This is a genomic window from Rhizobium sp. Leaf371 (genome assembly GCF_001424045.1).
Taxonomy (GTDB): domain Bacteria; phylum Pseudomonadota; class Alphaproteobacteria; order Rhizobiales; family Rhizobiaceae; genus Ferranicluibacter.
On record NZ_LMQB01000001.1, the window covers coordinates 552,628 to 572,957 of the forward strand.

Annotated in this window: 16 protein-coding genes and 1 other RNA gene; 16 read left to right on the forward strand and 1 reads right to left on the reverse strand. The window is 64.1% G+C overall.

Features of this window, described 5'->3' with window-relative positions; all coding sequences use genetic code 11:
• Positions 1 to 46 precede the first annotated feature (46 nt).
• The 15 genes from ASG39_RS02440 (at position 47) to murB (ending at position 17,180) form a co-directional block, all read left to right on the forward strand.
• A complete protein-coding gene (locus ASG39_RS02440) occupies positions 47 to 679 on the forward strand; it encodes a lytic transglycosylase domain-containing protein (RefSeq protein WP_082476858.1) in 633 nt (210 codons plus the stop codon).
• Positions 680 to 734: 55 nt separating this feature from the next.
• Positions 735 to 1,916: an FAD-dependent oxidoreductase gene (locus ASG39_RS02445; protein WP_062593360.1), complete on the forward strand. Its 1,182-nt coding sequence runs from the start codon at positions 735 to 737 to the stop codon at positions 1,914 to 1,916.
• Positions 1,917 to 2,025: 109 nt separating this feature from the next.
• Positions 2,026 to 2,427: RNase P RNA component class A (gene rnpB, locus ASG39_RS02450), an RNA gene on the forward strand.
• 439 nt (positions 2,428 to 2,866) lie between these two features.
• Positions 2,867 to 3,307 (forward strand): division/cell wall cluster transcriptional repressor MraZ, encoded by a 441-nt coding sequence (mraZ, locus tag ASG39_RS02455; RefSeq protein ID WP_062592454.1) that lies wholly within the window; start codon positions 2,867 to 2,869, stop codon positions 3,305 to 3,307.
• A 14-nt stretch (positions 3,308 to 3,321) separates the two neighbouring features.
• Positions 3,322 to 4,347, forward strand: coding sequence for a 16S rRNA (cytosine(1402)-N(4))-methyltransferase RsmH (rsmH, locus tag ASG39_RS02460; RefSeq protein ID WP_062592456.1), 1,026 nt, complete (start codon positions 3,322 to 3,324; stop codon positions 4,345 to 4,347).
• Positions 4,348 to 4,350: 3 nt separating this feature from the next.
• Positions 4,351 to 4,755, forward strand: coding sequence for a hypothetical protein (locus tag ASG39_RS02465; RefSeq protein ID WP_062592458.1), 405 nt, complete (start codon positions 4,351 to 4,353; stop codon positions 4,753 to 4,755).
• The gene (locus ASG39_RS02470) at positions 4,755 to 6,506 is read left to right on the forward strand and encodes a penicillin-binding protein 2 (RefSeq protein ID WP_062592459.1); all 1,752 of its coding nucleotides are present in this window, start codon (positions 4,755 to 4,757) and stop codon (positions 6,504 to 6,506) included. The genes ASG39_RS02465 and ASG39_RS02470 overlap by 1 nt, the downstream gene beginning before the upstream one ends.
• Positions 6,507 to 6,569: 63 nt before the next feature.
• Entirely contained in the window at positions 6,570 to 8,105 is a 1,536-nt protein-coding gene (locus ASG39_RS02475; protein ID WP_082476862.1) for a UDP-N-acetylmuramoyl-L-alanyl-D-glutamate--2,6-diaminopimelate ligase, read from the forward strand.
• Positions 8,106 to 8,109: 4 nt separating this feature from the next.
• Positions 8,110 to 9,546: a UDP-N-acetylmuramoylalanyl-D-glutamyl-2,6-diaminopimelate--D-alanyl-D-alanine ligase gene (locus tag ASG39_RS02480; RefSeq protein ID WP_062592461.1), complete on the forward strand. Its 1,437-nt coding sequence runs from the start codon at positions 8,110 to 8,112 to the stop codon at positions 9,544 to 9,546.
• A 95-nt stretch (positions 9,547 to 9,641) separates the two neighbouring features.
• Positions 9,642 to 10,742, forward strand: a complete 1,101-nt coding sequence (gene mraY / locus ASG39_RS02485) for a phospho-N-acetylmuramoyl-pentapeptide-transferase (RefSeq protein ID WP_062592463.1) — start codon at positions 9,642 to 9,644, stop codon at positions 10,740 to 10,742.
• A 4-nt stretch (positions 10,743 to 10,746) separates the two neighbouring features.
• A complete protein-coding gene (murD, locus tag ASG39_RS02490) occupies positions 10,747 to 12,135 on the forward strand; it encodes a UDP-N-acetylmuramoyl-L-alanine--D-glutamate ligase (protein ID WP_062592465.1) in 1,389 nt (462 codons plus the stop codon).
• A gap of 149 nt (positions 12,136 to 12,284) precedes the next feature.
• On the forward strand, positions 12,285 to 13,439 hold the full coding sequence (gene ftsW, locus ASG39_RS02495) for a putative lipid II flippase FtsW (protein WP_062592466.1): 1,155 nt from the start codon (positions 12,285 to 12,287) through the stop codon (positions 13,437 to 13,439).
• A gap of 221 nt (positions 13,440 to 13,660) precedes the next feature.
• Positions 13,661 to 14,785 (forward strand): undecaprenyldiphospho-muramoylpentapeptide beta-N-acetylglucosaminyltransferase, encoded by a 1,125-nt coding sequence (gene murG, locus ASG39_RS02500; RefSeq protein ID WP_062592468.1) that lies wholly within the window; start codon positions 13,661 to 13,663, stop codon positions 14,783 to 14,785.
• Complete coding sequence (gene murC / locus ASG39_RS02505; protein WP_062592470.1) at positions 14,782 to 16,209, forward strand: UDP-N-acetylmuramate--L-alanine ligase; 1,428 nt, start codon at positions 14,782 to 14,784, stop codon at positions 16,207 to 16,209. The genes murG and murC overlap by 4 nt, the downstream gene beginning before the upstream one ends.
• A complete protein-coding gene (murB, locus tag ASG39_RS02510) occupies positions 16,206 to 17,180 on the forward strand; it encodes a UDP-N-acetylmuramate dehydrogenase (protein WP_062592472.1) in 975 nt (324 codons plus the stop codon). Before murC ends, murB begins: the two co-directional genes overlap by 4 nt.
• A 429-nt stretch (positions 17,181 to 17,609) precedes the next feature.
• On the opposite strand, the gene ASG39_RS02520 is transcribed toward murB, so the two are convergent.
• Positions 17,610 to 18,914, reverse strand: a complete 1,305-nt coding sequence (locus ASG39_RS02520) for an MFS transporter (RefSeq protein WP_062592477.1) — start codon at positions 18,912 to 18,914, stop codon at positions 17,610 to 17,612.
• A 458-nt stretch (positions 18,915 to 19,372) separates the two neighbouring features.
• Here ASG39_RS02520 and ASG39_RS02525 point away from each other — a divergent pair, with 458 nt between their 5' ends.
• Positions 19,373 to 20,299, forward strand: a complete 927-nt coding sequence (locus ASG39_RS02525; protein ID WP_062593362.1) for a D-alanine--D-alanine ligase — start codon at positions 19,373 to 19,375, stop codon at positions 20,297 to 20,299.
• The last annotated feature ends 31 nt before the right edge of the window (positions 20,300 to 20,330 follow it).

Sequence of the window (20,330 nt, forward strand, 5' to 3'; positions counted from 1 at the left end):
CGGGGCGTCCGCTGGTCTCCCGATCCCAGCGGAGTTTACAAAATTCATGAGACGAACGACTGTCGTCCAGGCAGCCGCCTGCTTCTGCGCGCTTTTTTCTGGGGTTCAACCATCCTTTGCCGGTGCGACAGCACCGGTCGTTCCGGCACCGGAGGCCGCCTATCAAACGGCATCCACCGAACTGTCCCTTCAATCTCCATCGACACGGACAGCCTCTCTCGAAGACACGAGCGCGACCGAGATGACGCGCGCGTTGCCGGATATCGGGCGGACGCTCGGCTTCCCGCTCACCAGTTTCGAGATGGACGCGCCGGCCTATTCCGGCCTCATCGCGACCTATGCGCAGGCCAATGGCGTGCCGCTCGATCTGGCCCATGCGGTCATCCGGGTCGAGAGCAACTTCAACCCGAAGGCGCGCGGCAGTGCCGGCGAGGTCGGGCTGATGCAGATCAAGCCGGCGACGGCCCGCATGATGGGCTATGGCGGCAGCCGGGCAGGGCTGTTCGATCCCGAAACGAATATAAAGTTCGGCATGAAGTACCTCGCCAAGGCGCATCGCCTCTCCGGCGGCTTCACCTGCGGCACGATCCTGCGCTACAACGCCGGACATGGTGCCACCCGCATGAACCCGGTCTCCAGGCGCTATTGCGGCAAGGTCCAGACTCTGCTCGACTCGTAAGCGACAGGTCTGACGGAGACCGGACCTGTGCAGACGCGAAGATCCGGAGATGATGATGAGCGGGACGTTCGACACGATCGTGGTCGGCAAGGGCATGATGGGCGCGTCTGCCGCGCGCCATCTCGCATCGAGCGGGGCAAACGTCGCCCTGATCGGTCCCGACGAGCCGGGCGACTGGGCCACGCATGACGGCGTGTTTTCCAGCCATTACGACAATGGCCGGATCACCCGCACGATCGACAGCGACGGCGACTGGGCGCGCATGGCCCGTCGCTCCATCGAACGCTACCACGCGATCGAAAGCCGTTCGGGCATCGGCTTCTACACGGAAGTCGGATGCCTGATCGCGGGAGCGGACGGCGGTGCCTATCTCGGCCATGTCGATGCCGCCGCCAGAAGCCTGGGCGTTGCCATCGCGCATCTGGACCCGACGGGTCTCCGGTCGCGTTTCCCATCCTTTTCGTTCCGCGGCCATGAACGCGGGATCTTCGAGGCGCGCGATGCCGGGCACGTCAATCCGCGGGCCTTGGTTGCCGCGGAAACCGTCTGCGCCGCGATGGCCGGCGCGTCGGTCATCAGCCGGGAGGTGACGGATCTTGTCGAGACGGCGGACGGCGTCACCGTCACCACGATCGACGGTGCCGCTTATCAAGCCGAGAAGGTGCTGGTCGCCACCGGCGGGTTCGCGCTGTCGGATCGGCTTCTGCGTCGAACACCGGTTCTGCAGGTCATGGCGCGCACCGTCCTCTTCGCGGAGGTGGCGGAGGCGGACCGGGATCGACTTTCCGCGATGCCGTCGCTGATCCGCAACGGGGCGAGCGAAGCCGACAGCTTCTACCTTCTGCCGCCGATCCGCTATCCGGACGGCAAGACCTATATTAAGATCGGCGGCGATCCGGACGATCTCCAGCTGCGCGACGAGGCGGCGATCCGGTCCTGGTTCCGCAGCGGCGGTCGCGCTGCGGCAGCAGCGCATCTGGCGCGGCATCTGGCCGACATCCTGCCGGATTTTGCGCCGGCCTCCACGCATTTTTCGCCCTGCGTCGTCTCGCTGACAGAGACCGGCTATCCCTATATCGGCTATGTCGAATCCGACCGGGTCGCACTTCTCGCCGGCGGCAACGGCATGGCGGCGAAGAGCTGCGACGAGATCGGACGGCTCGGGGCTTCGCTGATCCTCGACGGGAAGGTCGATGGCGAAGGCTACAGCCAGTCCTTCGCACCGGTCTTCGCCTGAACCTGCCGTTCCAGCCCGTGATCGTTCCAGCCCATGTTCGTCCCTGACCATGGTCGTTCCGGCCCGATAAAGCTGGCCAAGGCTGGAAGTCTCCGCTATCAGGGCGCTGCCAGTCGGCCGGGCAGCCGCTCTCCGCTATGACCGAAAGGTTGCGGGGGGAGGAAAGTCCGGGCTCCACGGAAAAACGGTGCCGGATAACGTCCGGCGAGGGCGACCTCAGGGAAAGTGCCACAGAAAGCAAACCGCCCGCGTTTACGCGGGTAAGGGTGAAAGGGTGGGGTAAGAGCCCACCGCGCGTCTGGTAACAGGGGCGGCACGGTAAACCCCACCGGGAGCAAGACCGAATAGGGATGACGTGGCAGCCGCAAGGCTGCCGGCCTGTTCCGGGCCAGTCATCCGGGTGGGTTGCATGAGGCGGCGCGCGAGCGTCGTCCCAGATGAATGGCTGCCACGTTCCGGTCCTCAACCGGCCGGAGCCATACAGAACCCGGCTTACAGGCCGACTGGCGTTTTTTCCTGTCGATACGCTTCCTGCGTGTAGCGCCCGTTTTCAGGCGCGGGCTGGGTTTAATCTATCCTGTTGTTATAAAATCCCTTTTGTCCGCACCGATTGCCGCCTGCGGTCGTTGAGCCATGCCGGAGGGTCTCTTTCGGATAGAGCGTCTCAGAGCGCGTCGTAACCATTTGTTAAACTTAACAGTCTATCAATGTTCGATGGAGGCGGCCCCTCCAGCGACCCAAATCCCATTGACCCCCATATGGTCCCATGCTATCCCAATCATGCACTGCACAGGGGTCGTTGACGGCCCGATCATCGCGAGCTTGGTGGTTGACCCTCAAGGGGTTGTGGAACGGGCATGTCGCCCGGCAGTGGCGTATGGTGTCTGCTTCCGGAGTTGCTTGCGGGCGTCTTCCGCCGGCGCGTTGGATGAAAACGGCTGTTACGCGTCATGAACCGATTTCTCTCGCATGCCACGAATCGCATCGATGCGAAGGGACGGGTTTCCGTTCCCTCGTCGTTTCGCGGTGTGCTGGCGACGCTGGATATCCGGGAATTGTATTGCTTCCAGGATTTCGTGTTCCCTGCGATCAGTGCGGGCGGGCCGGAACTGCTGGATCGTTTCGAGCGGCAGATTGCGGGCGAGGATCCGTTTTCGCCGCAAGCCAACGAGATGTCGCTCCTCATTCACGGGGGCGGGGTCTTCATGAAGCTCGACCAGGAAGGTCGGTTGATGGTCACGGATTTCATTCGCGACTTTACCGGCATCACCAACGAGGTGACCTTCGTCGGTCGGGCGGATCACTTTCAGTTATGGGCGCCGCAGGTGTTTCAGGAAACGCAGGCGGCGGCACGTCAGGAACGCAGGTTGCGAGGTCTGCGCCCCGGCTAGCATGGAGAGACGGAATGGTGGCGGATCTTGGCGACAGTGCAACTGGAGCCGATGGCGGACCGGTCCGCCACATTCCGGTTCTTCTCCCAGAGGTTTTGAACAGTCTTCAGCCGGGACCGGCCAAGACGATCCTCGACGGCACGTTCGGTGCCGGCGGCTATACGTCCGCGATCCTCGAGAGCGGCGCCGATGTGATCGCGCTCGATCGCGATCCGAGCGCGATTGCGGCCGGACAGGCTCTCGTCGCGGCGAGCGACGGTCGCCTGACCCTCGTCCACGCACAGTTTTCCGACCTCGCGCTCCATGCCCCCGAAGGCGGGCTCGACGGCGTCGTGCTCGATATCGGCGTTTCCTCCATGCAGATCGACGAGGCGGATCGGGGCTTCTCCTTCCAGCGTCGCGGCCCGCTCGACATGCGCATGTCGTCGGACGGCGTTTCCGCCGCCGATGTCGTCAACCGCGCCAAGGTCGGCGATCTCATCCGCATCTTCGGCTTTCTGGGTGAGGAGCCCCAGTCCGGCCGCATCGCCCGGGCGATCGAGAAGCGCCGCGCCGAAACCCCGTTCGAGACGACCCGCGATCTTGCGGGTCTGATCGAGGTGGTGACCCCGCGCAAGGCCAAGGACAAGATCCATCCGGCAACCCGGGTGTTCCAGGCGCTGCGCATTTTCGTCAACGACGAACTCGGCGAACTGGCGCAGGCTCTGTTTGCCGCCGAGCGCGCGCTGAAGCCCGGCGGTCGGCTGAGCGTGGTCACCTTCCATTCGCTCGAAGACCGGATCGTCAAGAAGTTCTTCCAGGACCGCGCCGGCAAGGCCTCGGGGTCGCGTCACCTGCCCATCATGCACGAGCGCCCGGCAACCTTCGCACCAGTTGGTAAGGCCATGATTGCTGCAAGCGAAGACGAATCATCCAGGAATCCGCGCGCCCGCTCCGCCAAGTTGCGGGTCGGGGAACGCACGCATGCCCCAGCCGAGCCCGCCGACATGTCGATTTTCGATCTGCCAGACCTTGCAAGTCTTTCGAAGCTGGGAGGCTGACATATGCTGAGAACGCTGGATATCGTGTTGATCGTCGTCATGACGGCTGCAGCGACCGTTACCTATACGATCAAGCATCAGGCCGAGAACAAGCTGGAGGACGTCCGGTCGCTCGAGGCGCAGATCAAGCTCGAGGAGGACACGATCGACCTCCTGCGCGCAGACTGGTCGCTCCTGACGCAGCCGAACCGGCTCGATCGCCTCGTCAAGGCCTATGACAAGGATCTGCAGCTGGTTCCCACGGACCCGACCCAGCTGGTGCATCCCGAAGAGCTGCCGATGATGAAGGCCGACGTGCCTCCGCCGGAGGAAAAGGACAGCAAGGGCAAGAAGAAGGCCGCTCCAGCCGTCGCTTCGCGCGATGGTGCGGCGACCGACGAGATCTCAACAGGTTCGGTGGCGCGCTGATGTCGTTTCTCTCCCGCATCATGGTCGTCAAGAGCAAGGCGCACTTCTCCGCCGGCGGCAACAATCATCCCGGCGATCTCTCGCGCAGCGCACCCTTCGAAGGCATCCGCAAGCGGCGCGGCAACCAGGCCCGCAGCCGCGTCGCCATCGTCATCGCCGGCTTCTCCGTCGTCTACTGCATCATCGGCGGACGGTTGATCCAGTACGGTTTCGCCCAGCCGGAGACGGTGTCGAGCATCGGCCGCGCCGACAATCTGATGGCGTCGCGGCCCGATATTCTCGACCGCAACGGCCAGATTCTCGCGACCGACATCCGCACCGTGTCCCTTTTTGCCGAGCCGCACAAGATCGTGGATGCGGACGAGGCCGTCGAGCAACTGGCGACCGTCCTGCCCAATCTCAACAATGCCGACATCTATAACAAGCTGAAGTCGAAGACGCGCTTCCAGTGGCTGCGTCGCCAGCTGACGCCGAAGCAGCAGAGCGAGATCCTCGCGCTCGGCATTCCCGGCATCGGTTTCCGGCCGGAGAAGCGCCGCTTCTATCCCGGTGGCGCCACCGCATCGCACGTCGTCGGCCACGTCAATGTGGACAATCGCGGCATTGCCGGCATGGAGCGCTGGATCGACAACCAGGGTCTAGCGGATCTCGCGGCCATCGGCATGACCAGCGACGCCAAGCTCGAGCCCGTGCGCCTGTCGATCGACCTGCGCGTCCAGAACATCATGCGCGACGTCGTGGTCGAGGCCATGGCCAAGTTCCGCTCGCTTGCGGCCGGCGGCGTCGTCATGGATGTGAAGACCGGCGAAATTCTCGCCATGGTCTCCTATCCCGATTACGACCCAAACAAGCCGGCGGACGGCGCCAAGGAAGGCTGGATGAACCGCATGTCGAACGGCACGTTCGAGATGGGCTCCACCTTCAAATCGTTCACCACGGCCATGGCGCTCGACAGCGGCAAGGTGAAGCTGACCGACAGCTTCGATGCCCGCTTCCCGATCCGCATCGGCGGCTTCACCATCAAGGACTTCCACGGCAAGAGCCGCGTCCTCACGGTGCCGGAAATCTTTCAGTATTCGTCCAACATCGGCACCGCCAAGATGGCCGACCTGGTCGGCATCGATGCCCACAAGGAATTTCTGACGCGGCTCGGGCTCCTGTCGAGGATCCCCACGGAGCTGCCGGAGATCAAGATGCCGAGCCAGCCGAAGGTGTGGAAGAAGATCAACTCGATCACGATCTCCTTCGGTCACGGCGTGTCCACCACGCCGCTCCAGACGGCGGTCGCCGGCGGGGCGCTGATGAACGGCGGCAAGCTGATCGAGCCGACCTTCCTGCCGCGCTCGATCGAAGAGGCCGCTGCCGCGTCCACCCAGGTCCTCAAGCCATCGACCAGTGCGGACATGCGCTACCTGTTCCGCTGGAACGGGGTCCACGGCTCCGGCAAGAACGCTCGCGTCCCCGGCTTCAACGTCGGTGGCAAGACGGGGACCGCCGACAAGGTGGTCAACGGCCGCTATTCGAGCGACGCCAACTTCAACGCCTTCCTCGCCGGCTTTCCGATCGACAATCCGCGCTACGTCGTGCTGACCTTCATCGACGAGCCGAAGACGGACAAGGGCAATGGGGCGGCACTCGCCGGCAATACCGCGGCTCCGATGGTTCATGACATCATCAGCCGTTCCGCGCCGCTTCTGGGCGTCGAGCCGAAGTTCGGCGTCGATGGTTCCGCCTTGCTTGTGGCGTATTGAGCGGTAAAGGACGGTCACGCGGCCGTGATGGCCAAGGGAATCGTGTTGGGAAAAGTGCAATCGATGAAGATCAGTGACCTTGCGACGCTTGCGGATGGACAGGATGGGGCAGGGATCTCTCTCTCCCCGGATCAGGCCGATGCCGACATCGGGGGGCTGACCGCCGACAGTCGCAAGGTTGCGCCGGGCACGCTGTTCGTGGCGGTTCCCGGCAACAAGGCAAATGGCAGCGTCTATGTGAACGACGCGGTCGCGCGCGGTGCCGTCGCCATCGTGACCGAGGAGGATCTCGGCGCGGATCTCCCGGTGCCCGTCATCCGCGTTGCCTCCACGCGAACGTTTCTCGCGCGGGCCGCTGCGACATTCTACGGGGCTCAGCCGGAAACCATGGTTGCGGTGACCGGCACCGCCGGCAAGACGTCGGTCGCCTCGTTCACCCGGCAGATCTGGGCGCAGGCCGGCCTGTCCGCCGCGATGATCGGCACGACCGGCGTCGTGGCGCCCGGCCGGAACGATTATGGCTCGCTCACCACGCCCGATCCCGTCTCGCTGCACAAGCTGCTGTCCGAGCTTGCGGCCTCCGGGGTCACCCATGCCGCCATGGAAGCCTCCAGCCACGGGCTCGATCAGAGCCGGCTCGACGGCGTGCGCCTTTCGGCTGCGGCCTTCACCAATCTCGGCCGCGACCACATGGATTACCATCCGACGGTCGAGCATTATCTCGGCGCCAAGATGCGCCTGTTCGAAGCGCTGCTGCCCAAAGGCGCGCCGGCCATCATCTTCTCCGACGACGAATGGTCGGACGCCGCGATCCGCGCCGCCAAGGCGGCCGGCAGCGATGTGCGCACCGTCGGCCGCAAGGGCGACTATCTCACGCTGAAGCGCGTCGAGCATTTCCGTCACAAGCAGATTGCCGAAGTGCATGCCGACGGGCGCATCTTCGAGGTCAATCTGCCGCTGGCCGGCGATTTCCAGATTTCGAATGCGCTGGTGGCTGCAGGTCTCGCGATGGCGACCGGCGTCGAGGCCCGCATCGTGATGCTGGCGCTGGAAAAGCTGCAGGGCGCGCCGGGCCGGCTGGAACTGGTCGGGCAGACGGCGGACGGTGCGCTCGCCTATGTCGATTACGCCCACAAGCCTGATTCGCTGACGCAGGTCCTCACCTCCGTGCGACCCTTCACGACGGGACGCGTGGTCACGGTGTTCGGCTGCGGCGGCGATCGCGACAAGGGCAAGCGGCCGCTCATGGGCGAGATTGCAGCCCGGCTTTCCGACATCGTGATCGTGACGGACGACAATCCGCGGTCCGAGACGCCGGCGACGATCCGCAGCGAGATCCTTGCCGCGACACCCGGCGCGACCGAGATCGCCGATCGTGCCGAGGCCATCCGCCACGCCGTCGGCTTGCTTGGACCCGGCGATACCCTGATCGTTGCCGGCAAGGGGCATGAAGAAGGCCAGACGGTCGGCTCGGTCACGCTGCCCTTCTCGGATCACGCCGAAATTCGCAAGGCCCTCAGCGCCCAGACGACGGGTGCCCAAAATGAGGGTACTCGCCAAACGGGCGGGCTGACGGATAGCCAGGATTTGGGAGGCTGAGGGCATGGGTTTTCTCTGGACGAGCGCCGATCTCATGGCGGCCATGCACGGCCGCCCGGTCGGCAACCTGCCGCAAGGCATTACCGGCATCTCGATCGACAGCCGCGCCATCGGCAAGGGCGAGGCGTTTTTCGCCATCAAGGGCGACCGTGTGGACGGGCATGACTATGCGGGCTTTGCGATCGCCAATGGTGCGTCGCTTCTCGTGGTCAGCGAGGGCAAGCTGCCGGCGCTCGGCCGACTGATCGCGCCGATGATCGTCGTCGATGACGTGCTTGCCGCCATGGTGCGGCTCGGCTGCGCCGCCCGCGACCGCAGTGCCGCCAAGATCATTGCGGTCACGGGGTCGGTCGGCAAGACGACCACCAAGGAGATGCTGCGGCATGCGCTGTCTCCGAGCGGCCGGGTCCACGCGTCCGTCGCCTCCTTCAACAATCACTGGGGCGTGCCGTTGACGCTAGCACGCATGCCGGAGGCCACGGATTACGGCATCTTCGAAATCGGCATGAACCATTCGAACGAGATCCGCCCCCTGGTGCGGATGGTGCGTCCGCATGTTGCCGTCATCACGACGATCGCGCCGGCCCATCTCGGCAATTTCCGCGACCTCGATGAGATCGCTCTGGCGAAAGCCGAGATCATGGAAGGGCTGGTCGATGGCGGTCACGTCCTTCTCAACCGCGACAATGCGCAGTTCGGCACGCTGGCAAAGGCGGCGTCGATGCTCGGCGTGTCCAGTGTCCACAGCTTCGGCGTCGATCAACGTGCGGATTTCCGGATGATCGAATATGCGGCGACGCCGGAGGGCGGCACGCTCTGGGCGATGGTCGATGGCCGCACGCTCGAAATTCCGATCGGCGCGCCGGGTCGCCACATTGCCGAGAATGCGCTGGCCGTGCTTGGCGCCGCCTCGCTCGTCGGCGCGGATCTCGATACGGCGATCGCCTCTCTCGCGACGCTGCAGCCGGAGAAGGGTCGGGGCCAACGCCATCGCCTGTCGGTCGGCACCGGCCTGCTGACGCTGATCGACGAAAGCTACAACGCCAATCCGGCCTCCATGCGCGCGGCCATCGCCCTTCTCGGCGAGGCGGAGCTTGGTACCGGTGGCGGCAGGCGCATCGCCATTCTCGGCGACATGCTGGAGATGGGCGATCATTCGGTGCAGGCCCATGCGGCACTCGCCGGGCCGCTGCTTGAGCATGGCATCGACACGGTCTGGCTCGCGGGGCCCGAAATGACGCATCTGCGCGATGCGCTGCCGGAGACGGTTTCGGTCGTTCACTGCGATGCGGTCGACGATCTGCGCAATCATGCGGTCGCATCGGTGCGGGCAGGCGACGTCGTCATGATCAAGTCCTCGAAGGGCACCGGCTGCGGACGGATCGTCCAGGCGCTGCTCGATACATTTTCGGCCAAGGCCGAAGCGGAGCAGGCGGTCTAGGCCGCTCTCCATCTCATTTTCGGCCGGACGGCCGGTCTCCTTTCTCCGGTCGGCGGAAGGAGTGTCGACATCGAACTTTTGGGGAAGGGTCCCTCATGCTCATCTGGCTTGTCGAACTGGCGGACCATTTCCAGTTTTTCAATCTGTTCCGGTACATCACCTTCCGCACCGGCGCGGCGCTGTTCACCTCCGCCATGATCGTGTTCCTGTTCGGACCGAAGATGATCTCGTCGCTGCGGGTTCGCCAGGGCCGGGGGCAGCCGATCCGGGCCGACGGGCCGCAGACGCATTTCAAGAAGGCGGGAACGCCGACCATGGGCGGCCTGATGATCCTGGCCGGGATCGTCGTCTCCTCGCTGCTCTGGGCCGATCTGTCGAGCGTCTATGTCGTCTCGACCCTGCTCGTCACGCTCGGCTTCGGCGCCATCGGCTTCTATGACGATTATCTGAAGGTGACGAAGCAGTCGGACAAGGGCTTTTCCGGCAAGGCGCGTCTCGGGATCGAGTTCGCGGTCGCCGCCGTCGCGGTGTTCTTCATGATGCGTTCGGCGATTTCCGCAGGTACGGCGGGCTCGACGTTCGGCTCGTCGCTGACCTTTCCGTTCCTCAAGGATTTCACGCTCAATCTCGGCTATTTCTTCATCCTGTTCGGCGGCTTCGTCATCGTCGGTGCCGGCAATGCCGTGAACCTGACGGACGGTCTCGACGGGCTCGCCATCGTGCCGGTCATGATCGCCGCGGCCTCCTTCGGCGTGATCGCCTATCTCGCCGGCAACGCGGTCTTTGCCAATTACCTGCAGATCCATTTCGTGCCCGGCACGGGCGAACTGGCCGTCATTCTCGGGGCGGTGATCGGGGCGGGGCTGGGTTTCCTCTGGTTCAACGCGCCGCCGGCCGCCATCTTCATGGGGGATACGGGCTCGCTCGCCCTCGGCGGCCTGATCGGCACCGTTGCCGTCGCCACCAAGCATGAAATCGTCATGGTCATCATCGGCGGCCTCTTCGTGATCGAGACGCTGTCCGTGATCATCCAGGTCTTCTGGTTCAAGCGCACCGGCCGCCGCGTCTTCCTCATGGCGCCGATCCATCACCATTTCGAAAAGAAGGGCTGGACGGAAAGCCAGGTCGTCATCCGCTTCTGGATCATCGCCGTCATCCTGGCGATGGTCGGCCTGTCCACGCTGAAGCTGCGGTAATCCGATGATTCCCGTCACCTCCCTTCGTGGCGCTCGGGTCGCCCTTTTCGGCCTCGGTGGCTCCGGGCTTGCCACCGCGCGGGCGCTGGTGGCCGGCGGAGCCGTGGTGACGGCCTGGGACGACAATGCGGAGAGCGTCGCGAAGGCCGCGGCCGAGGGCATCGGCACCGGCGATCTGCGCCACGCCGACTGGTCGGAATTTGCAGCCTTAATCCTCTCGCCCGGCGTGCCGCTGACCGATCCGACGCCGCACTGGACGGTCGATCTCGCGCGTAGCGCCGGGGTCGAGGTGATCGGGGACATCGAGCTGTTCTCCCGCGAACGGCGTGCCCTTGCGCCCGAGGCACCGCTGATCGCCATCACCGGCACCAACGGCAAATCGACGACCACAGCGCTGATCGGGCATATCCTCTCGGCAAGCGGCCGCGACACGCAGCTCGGCGGCAATATCGGGACGGCGGTGCTGACGCTCGACCCGCCGGCGAAGGACCGCTTCTACGTGGTCGAGTGCTCTTCCTACCAGATCGACCTGTCGCCTTCGCTCGAACCCACCGCCGGCATCCTCCTCAACCTCACGCCCGACCATATCGACCGGCACGGGACGATGGAGCACTATGCGGCCGTCAAGGAGCGCCTCGTCGCCGCGAGCCATACGGCGATCATCGGTGTGGACGATGCCTGGTGCGAAGCCAGTGCGGACCGCGTGGCGCTTGCCGGCCGTCCTGTCGTCCGGATCGCCCGGCACAGGTCGCTCGGCGACGGGTACTATGCGCAGGACGCCTCCGTCCTGCGCGCCGAGGCGGGCCTTGCGGAGGTCTTTGCCGATCTCTCCGGCATCGCGACGCTGCGCGGAAGCCATAACGGGCAGAATGCGGCAGCCGCCATCGCCGCCTGCCTTGCGGTCGGCGTCTCCAAGGCGGAGATTCTCTCCGGACTTGCCTCCTTTCCGGGCCTGAAGCACCGCATGCAGCCGGTCGCGACATTGCGCGACATCACTTTCGTCAATGACAGCAAGGCGACGAATGCGGAGGCGGCGGCGCCCGCGCTGTCGAGCTTCGAGCGCATCTACTGGATTGCCGGCGGCGTGCCGAAAGAGGGCGGCATCGCGTCGCTTGCTCCCTACTTCTCCAGAATCGCCAAGGCCTATCTGATCGGCCGTGCCGCGGAGGATTTCGCGGCGACGCTGGGCGATGTCGTTCCCTTCGAGCCGTCGCAGACGCTGGAGAAGGCGGTGGCCGACGCAGCGGCGGATGCCGCGCGCGACGGATTGCCGGCGGCCGTTCTGTTGTCACCGGCTTGCGCAAGCTTCGACCAGTACAAGAACTTCGAGATGCGCGGGGATGCCTTCGTCGCCCATGTGGCCGCACTTCCCGGCGTGACCATGCTGGTATGACGGACTTGGGCTCATGTGATGGGCCCGGGCTCATGTGATGGGTCTGGGCTGATGTGACGGACTTGGGCTGATTTGACGGGTGTGGCGGCATTTGCTGCCGCGGCCGCACGGTTTACGGCGCAGAGGCGCACTTTGACGAGGACGAAGACATGGTGAGTCGTGCGGAGCGGGGCCCGGTGGCCGATTGGTTCTGGACCATCGACAGGTTCTTCCTGGCGACGTTCATTCTGTTGATGGGCATCGGCTTCATGCTGTCCTTCGCCGCAAGCCCTGCGGTTGCCGAACGGCTGGGCCTCGACAGCTTTCACTTCGTCAAGCGCCAGGCGGCCTTCCTCATTCCGTCGCTGGTCGTCATGATCGGACTGTCGTTCCTGACGCCGCGTCAGGTGCGGCGCACGGCGATCGTCATCCTCGTCGCAGCCATCGCGATGATGATCCTCGCGCTGTTCTTCGGCGTCGAGATCAAGGGCTCGCGCCGTTGGTTCTCGATCGGTCCGATCGGCATCCAGCCATCCGAATTCATGAAGCCGGCCTTCGTCATCGTCTGCGCCTGGCTCTTTTCCGAACATGCCCGCCAGCCGGAAATTCCCGGCAATCTCTTCGCCATCCTGCTTTACGGCATCGTCGCGACCCTGCTGATCGCCCAGCCCGACCTCGGACAGACCATCCTGACGACGGCCGTCTGGGGCGGCATGTTCTTCATGGCGGGCATGCCCTGGCTCTGGATCGTCGTCCTCGGCGGATCGGCCGTCGGCGGTCTCGTCGTCGCCTATACGCTGCTGCCGCACGTGGCCGGCCGTATCGACCGCTTCATGACGGGCGAGGGCGATACGTTTCAGGTGGACACGGCGCGCGAGGCGATCATCCGCGGCGACTGGCTGGGGCAGGGTCCCGGAGAAGGCATCATCAAGCGGATCATCCCCGACAGCCATACCGACTTCATCTTCTCGGTCGCGGCCGAGGAGTTCGGGATCGTCTTCTGCATGGTCATCGTCGCCATCTTCTCGTTCCTCGTCATGCGCGGGCTCAGCCACGCCTTCCGCGAGCGCAACGACTTCAACCGCTTCGCGGTCGCCGGCCTCGTGCTGCAGATCGGCATCCAGTCGATCATCAATGTCGGGGTCAATCTGGAGCTGCTTCCGGCCAAGGGCATGACGCTGCCGCTGATCTCCTATGGCGGGTCGTCGATGATCGCGATCTGCGTCACGGCCGGCTTCATTCTCGCGCTGACGCGCCATCGCCCGGAAAAGCGTGCTCTGGAGCGCAGCCTGTTTCGGACCGGCGCACCGGTGGCGGCGGAGTAGGACCACATCAAACGAGGCGCGCGCCGCGCGTGCGCCGAGGAAAAAACAGCGTCGCGCATCTTCCCGATGCGCGACGCTGTGGCACTTCAAGCGAAGCCTGGACGGGTGTGAAAACTCGTCACGATTTTCGACATTGTGCGGTAGTAGATATCAACGCGTTCGATTTTGACACATAGCTGCGCCGTTTCGCGCAACACGTTTCGTACTGGAGGTCTCGAGTCTTGACCAAGGGCATCGTCATGCTAGCCGCCGGAGGTACCGGCGGTCATCTTTTTCCAGCCGAGGCGCTCGCGCACGAACTGGCCGCACTGGACTTCACGGTGCACCTGATCACCGACCATCGGGCCGAGCGTTATGCCGGTTCGTTTCCTGCCGAGCGGATCCATGTCGTGCGGTCCGCAACGATCGGTTCGCGCAATCCTGTGAAGGTTGCGTCCTCCCTCTGGCAGCTGTGGTCCGGACTGCGCGAGGCGCGGGCGATCATCAAGACCCTTGCGCCGAAGGTGGTCGTGGGTTTCGGCGGATATCCGACCGTCCCGCCGCTTCTGGCGGCCAGTCGGCTGCGCATTCCCACGATCATCCACGAACAGAATGCCGTCATGGGACGCGCCAACAAGGGACTTGCCGGGCGGGTCACGGCGATTGCCGGCGGGTTTCTGCCGGAGACCGATGGCCGCTATGCGCGCAAGACGGTGACGACCGGCAATCCGGTCCGCCCGGCCGTGCTCGAAGCCGCCGAGGTTCCCTACGCGGCATCCGGCGCGGGCGAGCCGTTCCGCCTCGTCGTGTTCGGGGGCAGCCAGGGCGCGCAGTTCTTCTCCAAGGCGATTCCGGCAGCCATCGCTCTGCTTGAGCCCGCGTTGCGCGCGCGCTTGCATGTGACGCAGCAGGCCCGACCGGAGGATCTCGACGGCGCGCGTACGGCGATGTCCAAGTTCGAGCTCACCTCGGAGATCTCTCCGTTCTTTACCGATATGGCGGGACGTATCGCGGCGGCGCATCTGCTCATCTGCCGTTCCGGGGCATCCACCGTGTCGGAGATCGCCGTGATCGGCCGCCCCTCCATTCTCGTGCCCTATCCGTTTGCGCTCGATCATGACCAGGCCGCTAATGCCGCGGCTCTGGCCGAGACCGGCGCCGCACGGCTGGTGCCGCAAAAAGACCTGACGCCGGAGGTTCTCGCCGGCTTCATCCGCGATGCGATGAACAGCCCGGAGAGCATGGCCGAGATGGCGACCAGTGCCAAGGCTGCCGGCCGCCCGGATGCCGCGCGCTTGCTTGCCGGCATGGTAGAGGCTATTGCCAGCGGCCAGACGATTGCCCAATTCAAGGAAAAACGCTCATGAAACTGCCGCAGACGATCGGCCTCGTCCATTTTATCGGTATCGGCGGGATCGGGATGAGCGGCATTGCGGAAGTGCTGCACAATCTCGGTCACCGCGTCCAAGGGTCCGATCAGTCCGAGAGCGCCAACGTCCAGCGGCTGCGCGAAAAGGGCATCGAGGTCTTCGTCGGCCACAAGGCCGAGAACCTCGGCGACTCCGAAGTCGTCGTGGTGTCCACAGCCATCAAGAAGACCAATCCGGAACTGATCGCGGCGCGCGAGAAGCTGCTTCCGGTCGTGCGTCGTGCCGAGATGCTGGCCGAACTCATGCGCTTCCGCAGTTCGATCGCCATCGGCGGTACGCATGGCAAGACGACGACGACATCGATGGTCGCAGCGCTCCTGGACGCCGGCGGTCTCGACCCGACGGTCATCAATGGCGGGATCATCAACGCCTATGGCACCAATGCCCGCATGGGTGCCGGCGAGTGGATGGTGGTGGAGGCCGACGAATCCGACGGCACCTTCCTGAAGCTGCCGGCCGACGTGGCCGTGGTCACCAACATCGACCCCGAACATCTCGACCATTACGGCACGTTCGACCAGGTCCGGGCGGCGTTTCGGCAGTTCGTCGAAAACGTCCCGTTCTACGGCTTCGGCGTCATGTGCCTCGACCATCCCGAGGTTCAGACGATGGTCTCCAAGATCGAGGACCGCAAGGTCATCACCTACGGCGAAAACCCGCAGGCCGACGTTCGCTTCTTCAATATTCGCATGGACGGGGCAACCTCGATCTTCGACGTCGCCATCCGCCGCCGCCGGACCGGCCAGCTGATCGAACTGAAGGACCTTCGCCTGCCGATGCCCGGCCGCCACAATGTGTCCAACGCGACCGCCGCGATTGCGGTTGCCAATCGGCTCGGGATGAAGCCGGAGGATATCGCCAAGGGCCTCGCCTCCTTCGGGGGCGTCAAGCGGCGCTTCACCTTCACCGGCGAGTGGAACAACGTGCGGATCTACGACGACTACGGGCATCACCCGGTCGAGATCAAGGCCGTGCTGCGCGCGGCGCGCGAGGCCTGCCAGGGCCGAATCATCGCCGTCCACCAGCCGCACCGTTACTCCCGTCTGCAGAGCCTGTTCGAGGACTTTGCAGCATGCTTCAACGATGCCGATACGATTCTCCTGTCGCCCGTCTACTCGGCCGGCGAGGAGCCGATCGAGGGAATTTCGTCGCAGGAGCTGGTTTCCCGCATCAAAGCCGGCGGACATCGCGACGCGCGTTCCATAGAAGGGCCGGAAGCCCTTGCGCCTCTGGTCTCCACCATTGCACAACCCGGTGACTTCGTGGTTCTTTTGGGCGCCGGCAGCATTACCTACTGGGCTGCGGCGCTGCCAAAGGAATTGGCCGAGATCACAGGGCAGGGGACGGGACAGGACGCATGAAACAGGTCGACGGAACAAAGCTGCTCGCATCGCTCGGCGAGGGCGTCAACGCGCTTCGGGGACGGCTGACGCCGGATGCGCCCATGGACCGCGTGACCTGGTTCCGCGCCGGCGGGCTTGCCGAGCTGATGTTCCAGCCGCATGACGTCGATGATCTCGTGACCTTCCTGAAGCTCGTTCCGGACGAGGTTCCCGTGATGGTGGCCGGCGTCGGCTCCAACCTCCTGGTGCGCGACGGCGGCATTCCTGGCGTCGTCATCCGGCTGTCGGCGAAGGGCTTCGGCGATATCGAGCTCGTGGGCGACAACCGGGTCAAGGCGGGTGCGATCTGCCCGGACAAGAACCTCGCGGCCATGACGCTCGATCACGGGATCGGTGGATTCTTCTTCTATTACGGCATTCCCGGCACGGTCGGCGGCGCCTTGCGCATGAACGCCGGCGCAAATGGCGGCGAGACGCGCGAGCGGGTGGTCGAAGTGCACGCGATCGACCGGAAGGGCGAGACGCACGTGCTCAGCAATGCCGACATGGGCTACAGCTACCGGCATTCGAGCGCGCCGAAGGACCTGATCTTCACGCATGCCGTGTTCGAGGGCTATCCGGAAGACAAGGCGAAGATCCGCGCCGACATGGACGCCGTGCGCCAGCACCGTGAGACCGTTCAGCCGATTCGCGAGAAGACCGGCGGCTCGACCTTCAAGAATCCGGACGGACATTCCGCCTGGAAGCTGATCGACGAGGCCGGCTGCCGCGGCATGATGATCGGTGGCGCCCAGATGTCGCCGATGCACTGCAACTTCATGATCAATACGGGACAGGCGAGCGGCTACGAGCTCGAATATCTCGGCGAAACCGTGCGCCAGCGCGTGATGGAGCATTCCGGCATCAAGCTCGAATGGGAGATCAAGCGGATCGGCACCTTCATGGCCGGTTATGAGGTGCGAGAGTTTCTGGGCCGGGCGACGGTGTGATGGCGGAGGGCGAGGCCGGTATCGACGCTTCGCGCCGCAAGCTCGTTGGCAACGAAAGACGGAAGCTCGCCGCCGGTGCGCTTGACAGACTGTCCACTGCGTTTCTGGCCGTTGGCGTTTTGGGGCAGGTGCTGTCGCTAAAGCCCGAGTCGACCACGATGCGCGGGCTGGCAGTGTTCGGTCGTTGGCTCTTGGGCGCAGCTCTCTTACATTGGGCTGGACACCGCATCCTTGGAGGGTTGAGAGCATGACCTCGCAAGACTTCGTCTGGTATGTTTTTCCCTGGATCGTTTCCGCGATCACCTTGGGATGGATCGCATATGATTACTACAACAATCCGGGCCGGTGAACTCGGTCCCTTGTCATTGAAAAAAGGCCGCGATGTCAGGGACATCGCGGCCTTTTTGCTTGTTCTGATTCTGCTTGAGGTCAGACTTCGTGTTTGCCGGAGAGCAGGATGCAGATGAGCGTGATGATGGCTGCAAACAGCACGTAGTAGCCGACGGCGGTCATGCCGTAGGTCGCCTGCAGGTACGTGGCGATGTAGGGCGCGAGCGAGGCTCCGAAGATGCCGGCGAAGTTGAAGGTGATGGAGGAGCCGGTGTAGCGGACATTGGTCGGGAAGGGGGCGGCCAGCGCCGTTCCGATCAGGCCGTAGGTGACACCCATCAGCGCCATGCCGATGACGACGAAGAGCACGACGCTCGCTTCGCCGCTGGTCAGGAGACCGGGAAGGAAGAAGGAGAAGATGCCGATCAGCACGGTGACGCCGATCAGGATCTCGCGGCGGCCGAAGCGCTCGGCGAGCTTGCCGGCGATGGGGATGAAGATGCCGAAGAGGACGGCGCCGAGGAGCTGGATTTCCAGCGCATCGACGAAGGGCAGCTTTAGAACCTTGATGTTGTAAGACAGGAGATAGGCCGAGCCGATATAGAAGAGCACGAAGGTCGCAAGCGCCACGAAGGTGCCGAGAACGAGGCTACGCTTGTGGTTGCGGAAGAGTTCGACGACCGGAACCTGGACGCGCTCGTGGCTGTCGATCGCCTTCTGGAAGGCGGGCGTCTCGGTGATGGAGAGACGGACCCAGAGGCCGACCGCGATCAACAGGATCGAGGCGATGAAGGGCACGCGCCATCCCCAGCTGAGCAGCGCCTCCTGCGACATGACATGGAGCAGAAGCCAGAAAACGCCCGAGGACAGGAACAGGCCGACTGGCGCGCCGAGCTGCGGGAACATGCCGTACCAGCTCTTCTTGCCTTCGGGGGCGTTTTCTGTCGCGAGCAGAACGGCACCGCCCCATTCTCCGCCAAGCCCGAAGCCCTGGCCGAACCGGCACAGGGCCAGAAGCAGTGGTGCGACAACGCCGATGGAGTCATAGGACGGGAGAAGGCCGATGATGACGGTCGAAATGCCCATGGTCAGAAGGGCCGCGACCAGCGTGGTCTTGCGGCCGACCCGGTCTCCATAATGGCCGAAGACGACCGCGCCGAGCGGGCGGGCGAAAAAGGCGATGGAGAAGGTGGCAAAGGATGCCAGAAGCGCCGTCGTCGGATCGTTGTTCGGGAAGAACAGCGTCGGAAACACGAGGACGGCAGCCGTCGCATAGACATAGAAATCGAAGAATTCGATGGTGGTGCCGACGAGGCTCGCCAGGAGCACGCGAGCCGGGGAATTGGTAGCGCGTGCGTCCAAGACGTCTGCCGTCGGCGATACCGGAGATATCGCGTTGGTCATGATCTTGTCCGTGTTGAGGATCTGCCACCCTCATAGGTAGCTGGCGGCTTCATAAGGCAAGTTAATGTCGGAAGAAACCCTGTTTGCGCAATAATATGACGCAGAGTCCGGCGGTAACGCATGAGGTGCAACGCTGGCGCATAGCCGAAGCGTGGATCGCCTGCTCGATGCCCGGCCTTTGGGCGAAAGCGGGGACGGCGCGTGGTTTCGGCCGCGAAAAACGCATCGAAATCCTTTCCAGCCATGCAGATCGGGGCCCGTGCCATTTTCATCACAGGCGTCAGGTTCGCGGATGCCGTGGTGCCTTGGAGGTGGCTCCCGACGCTTCGGGTTAACGAAAGTAAACGGTTCGTTAACCTTAATGACGCTTTAGTGAGCGTCAGCAGGCAGGCATTGAGTCGAGGTTCGACACGGTCGCTTCGCCGCCATCGGATCGAGAAGAAATGGCAGGGGTTTTCATGAGTGGCAAACACGTTGCGGTGTTGATGGGGGGCTTCTCGTCGGAGCGGCCGGTCAGCCTGTCTTCGGGCGCCGCCTGTGCCGATGCGCTGGAAGCCTTCGGCTATCGCGTCACCCGGGTCGATGTGGATCGCGATGTCGCATCCGTTCTGGGGGCGCTTCGCCCGGATGTGGCGTTCAACGCGCTGCATGGACCGTTCGGCGAAGACGGGACGATCCAAGGTATCCTGGAATATCTCCAAATTCCCTATACGCATTCCGGCGTTCTCGCCTCGTCGCTCGCGATGGACAAGGCGCAGGCGAAGATCGTCGCGAAGGCGGCGGGCATTCCCGTCGCCGAGGCGAAGGTCATGGACCGGCACGATTTCGGCCGGGATCACCCCATTCCCACGCCCTATGTGGTCAAGCCGGTGCGGGAAGGGTCGAGCTTCGGCGTCGTGATGGTCCAGAAGGAGCAGTCGCATCCGCCGCAGATCATCACCTCGAGCGAATGGCGCTATGGCGACCTCGTCATGGTCGAGCGCTACATTCCCGGCCGCGAGTTCACCTGCGGCGTGATGGGTGGCGAGCCGCTCGCCGTGACCGAAATTATCCCGCAGGGGCATGCCTTCTACGACTATGATGCGAAATATGTGGAGGGCGGCTCCACGCACGTCATTCCGGCGGAAATTTTACCGAATATTTACCAAAACATTCAAAGACTGGCCGTTGCGGCACATCATGCGATGGGGTGCCGCGGTGTCAGCCGCTCAGACTTCCGCCTCGACGACAGCTCCTCCGGCGAGGGCGAGCTGATCTGGCTCGAAATCAACACGCAGCCGGGCATGACCCCGACATCGCTGGTGCCTGAAATGGCGGTTCATGCCGGCCATTCCTTTGGTGAGTTCCTCAGCTGGATCGTGGAGGATGCGTCGTGTTTGCGTTGAGAGGTCGTCTTCAGAGCCGCGTCCGCGCGCC

Excerpts from the sequence above, each read along its gene's own strand:
- ASG39_RS02440 (WP_082476858.1), top strand. The coding sequence starts at position 47 with ATGAGACGAACGACTGTCGTCCAGGCAGCCGCCTGCTTCTGCGCGCTT.
- ASG39_RS02445 (WP_062593360.1), top strand. The coding sequence starts at position 735 with ATGAGCGGGACGTTCGACACGATCGTGGTCGGCAAGGGCATGATGGGC.
- mraZ (WP_062592454.1), top strand. The coding sequence starts at position 2,867 with ATGAACCGATTTCTCTCGCATGCCACGAATCGCATCGATGCGAAGGGA.
- rsmH (WP_062592456.1), top strand. The coding sequence starts at position 3,322 with ATGGTGGCGGATCTTGGCGACAGTGCAACTGGAGCCGATGGCGGACCG.
- ASG39_RS02465 (WP_062592458.1), top strand. The coding sequence starts at position 4,351 with ATGCTGAGAACGCTGGATATCGTGTTGATCGTCGTCATGACGGCTGCA.
- ASG39_RS02470 (WP_062592459.1), top strand. The coding sequence starts at position 4,755 with ATGTCGTTTCTCTCCCGCATCATGGTCGTCAAGAGCAAGGCGCACTTC.
- ASG39_RS02475 (WP_082476862.1), top strand. The coding sequence starts at position 6,570 with ATGAAGATCAGTGACCTTGCGACGCTTGCGGATGGACAGGATGGGGCA.
- ASG39_RS02480 (WP_062592461.1), top strand. The coding sequence starts at position 8,110 with ATGGGTTTTCTCTGGACGAGCGCCGATCTCATGGCGGCCATGCACGGC.
- mraY (WP_062592463.1), top strand. The coding sequence starts at position 9,642 with ATGCTCATCTGGCTTGTCGAACTGGCGGACCATTTCCAGTTTTTCAAT.
- murD (WP_062592465.1), top strand. The coding sequence starts at position 10,747 with ATGATTCCCGTCACCTCCCTTCGTGGCGCTCGGGTCGCCCTTTTCGGC.
- ftsW (WP_062592466.1), top strand. The coding sequence starts at position 12,285 with ATGGTGAGTCGTGCGGAGCGGGGCCCGGTGGCCGATTGGTTCTGGACC.
- murC (WP_062592470.1), top strand. The coding sequence starts at position 14,782 with ATGAAACTGCCGCAGACGATCGGCCTCGTCCATTTTATCGGTATCGGC.
- murB (WP_062592472.1), top strand. The coding sequence starts at position 16,206 with ATGAAACAGGTCGACGGAACAAAGCTGCTCGCATCGCTCGGCGAGGGC.
- ASG39_RS02520 (WP_062592477.1), bottom strand. The coding sequence starts at position 18,914 with ATGACCAACGCGATATCTCCGGTATCGCCGACGGCAGACGTCTTGGAC.
- ASG39_RS02525 (WP_062593362.1), top strand. The coding sequence starts at position 19,373 with ATGAGTGGCAAACACGTTGCGGTGTTGATGGGGGGCTTCTCGTCGGAG.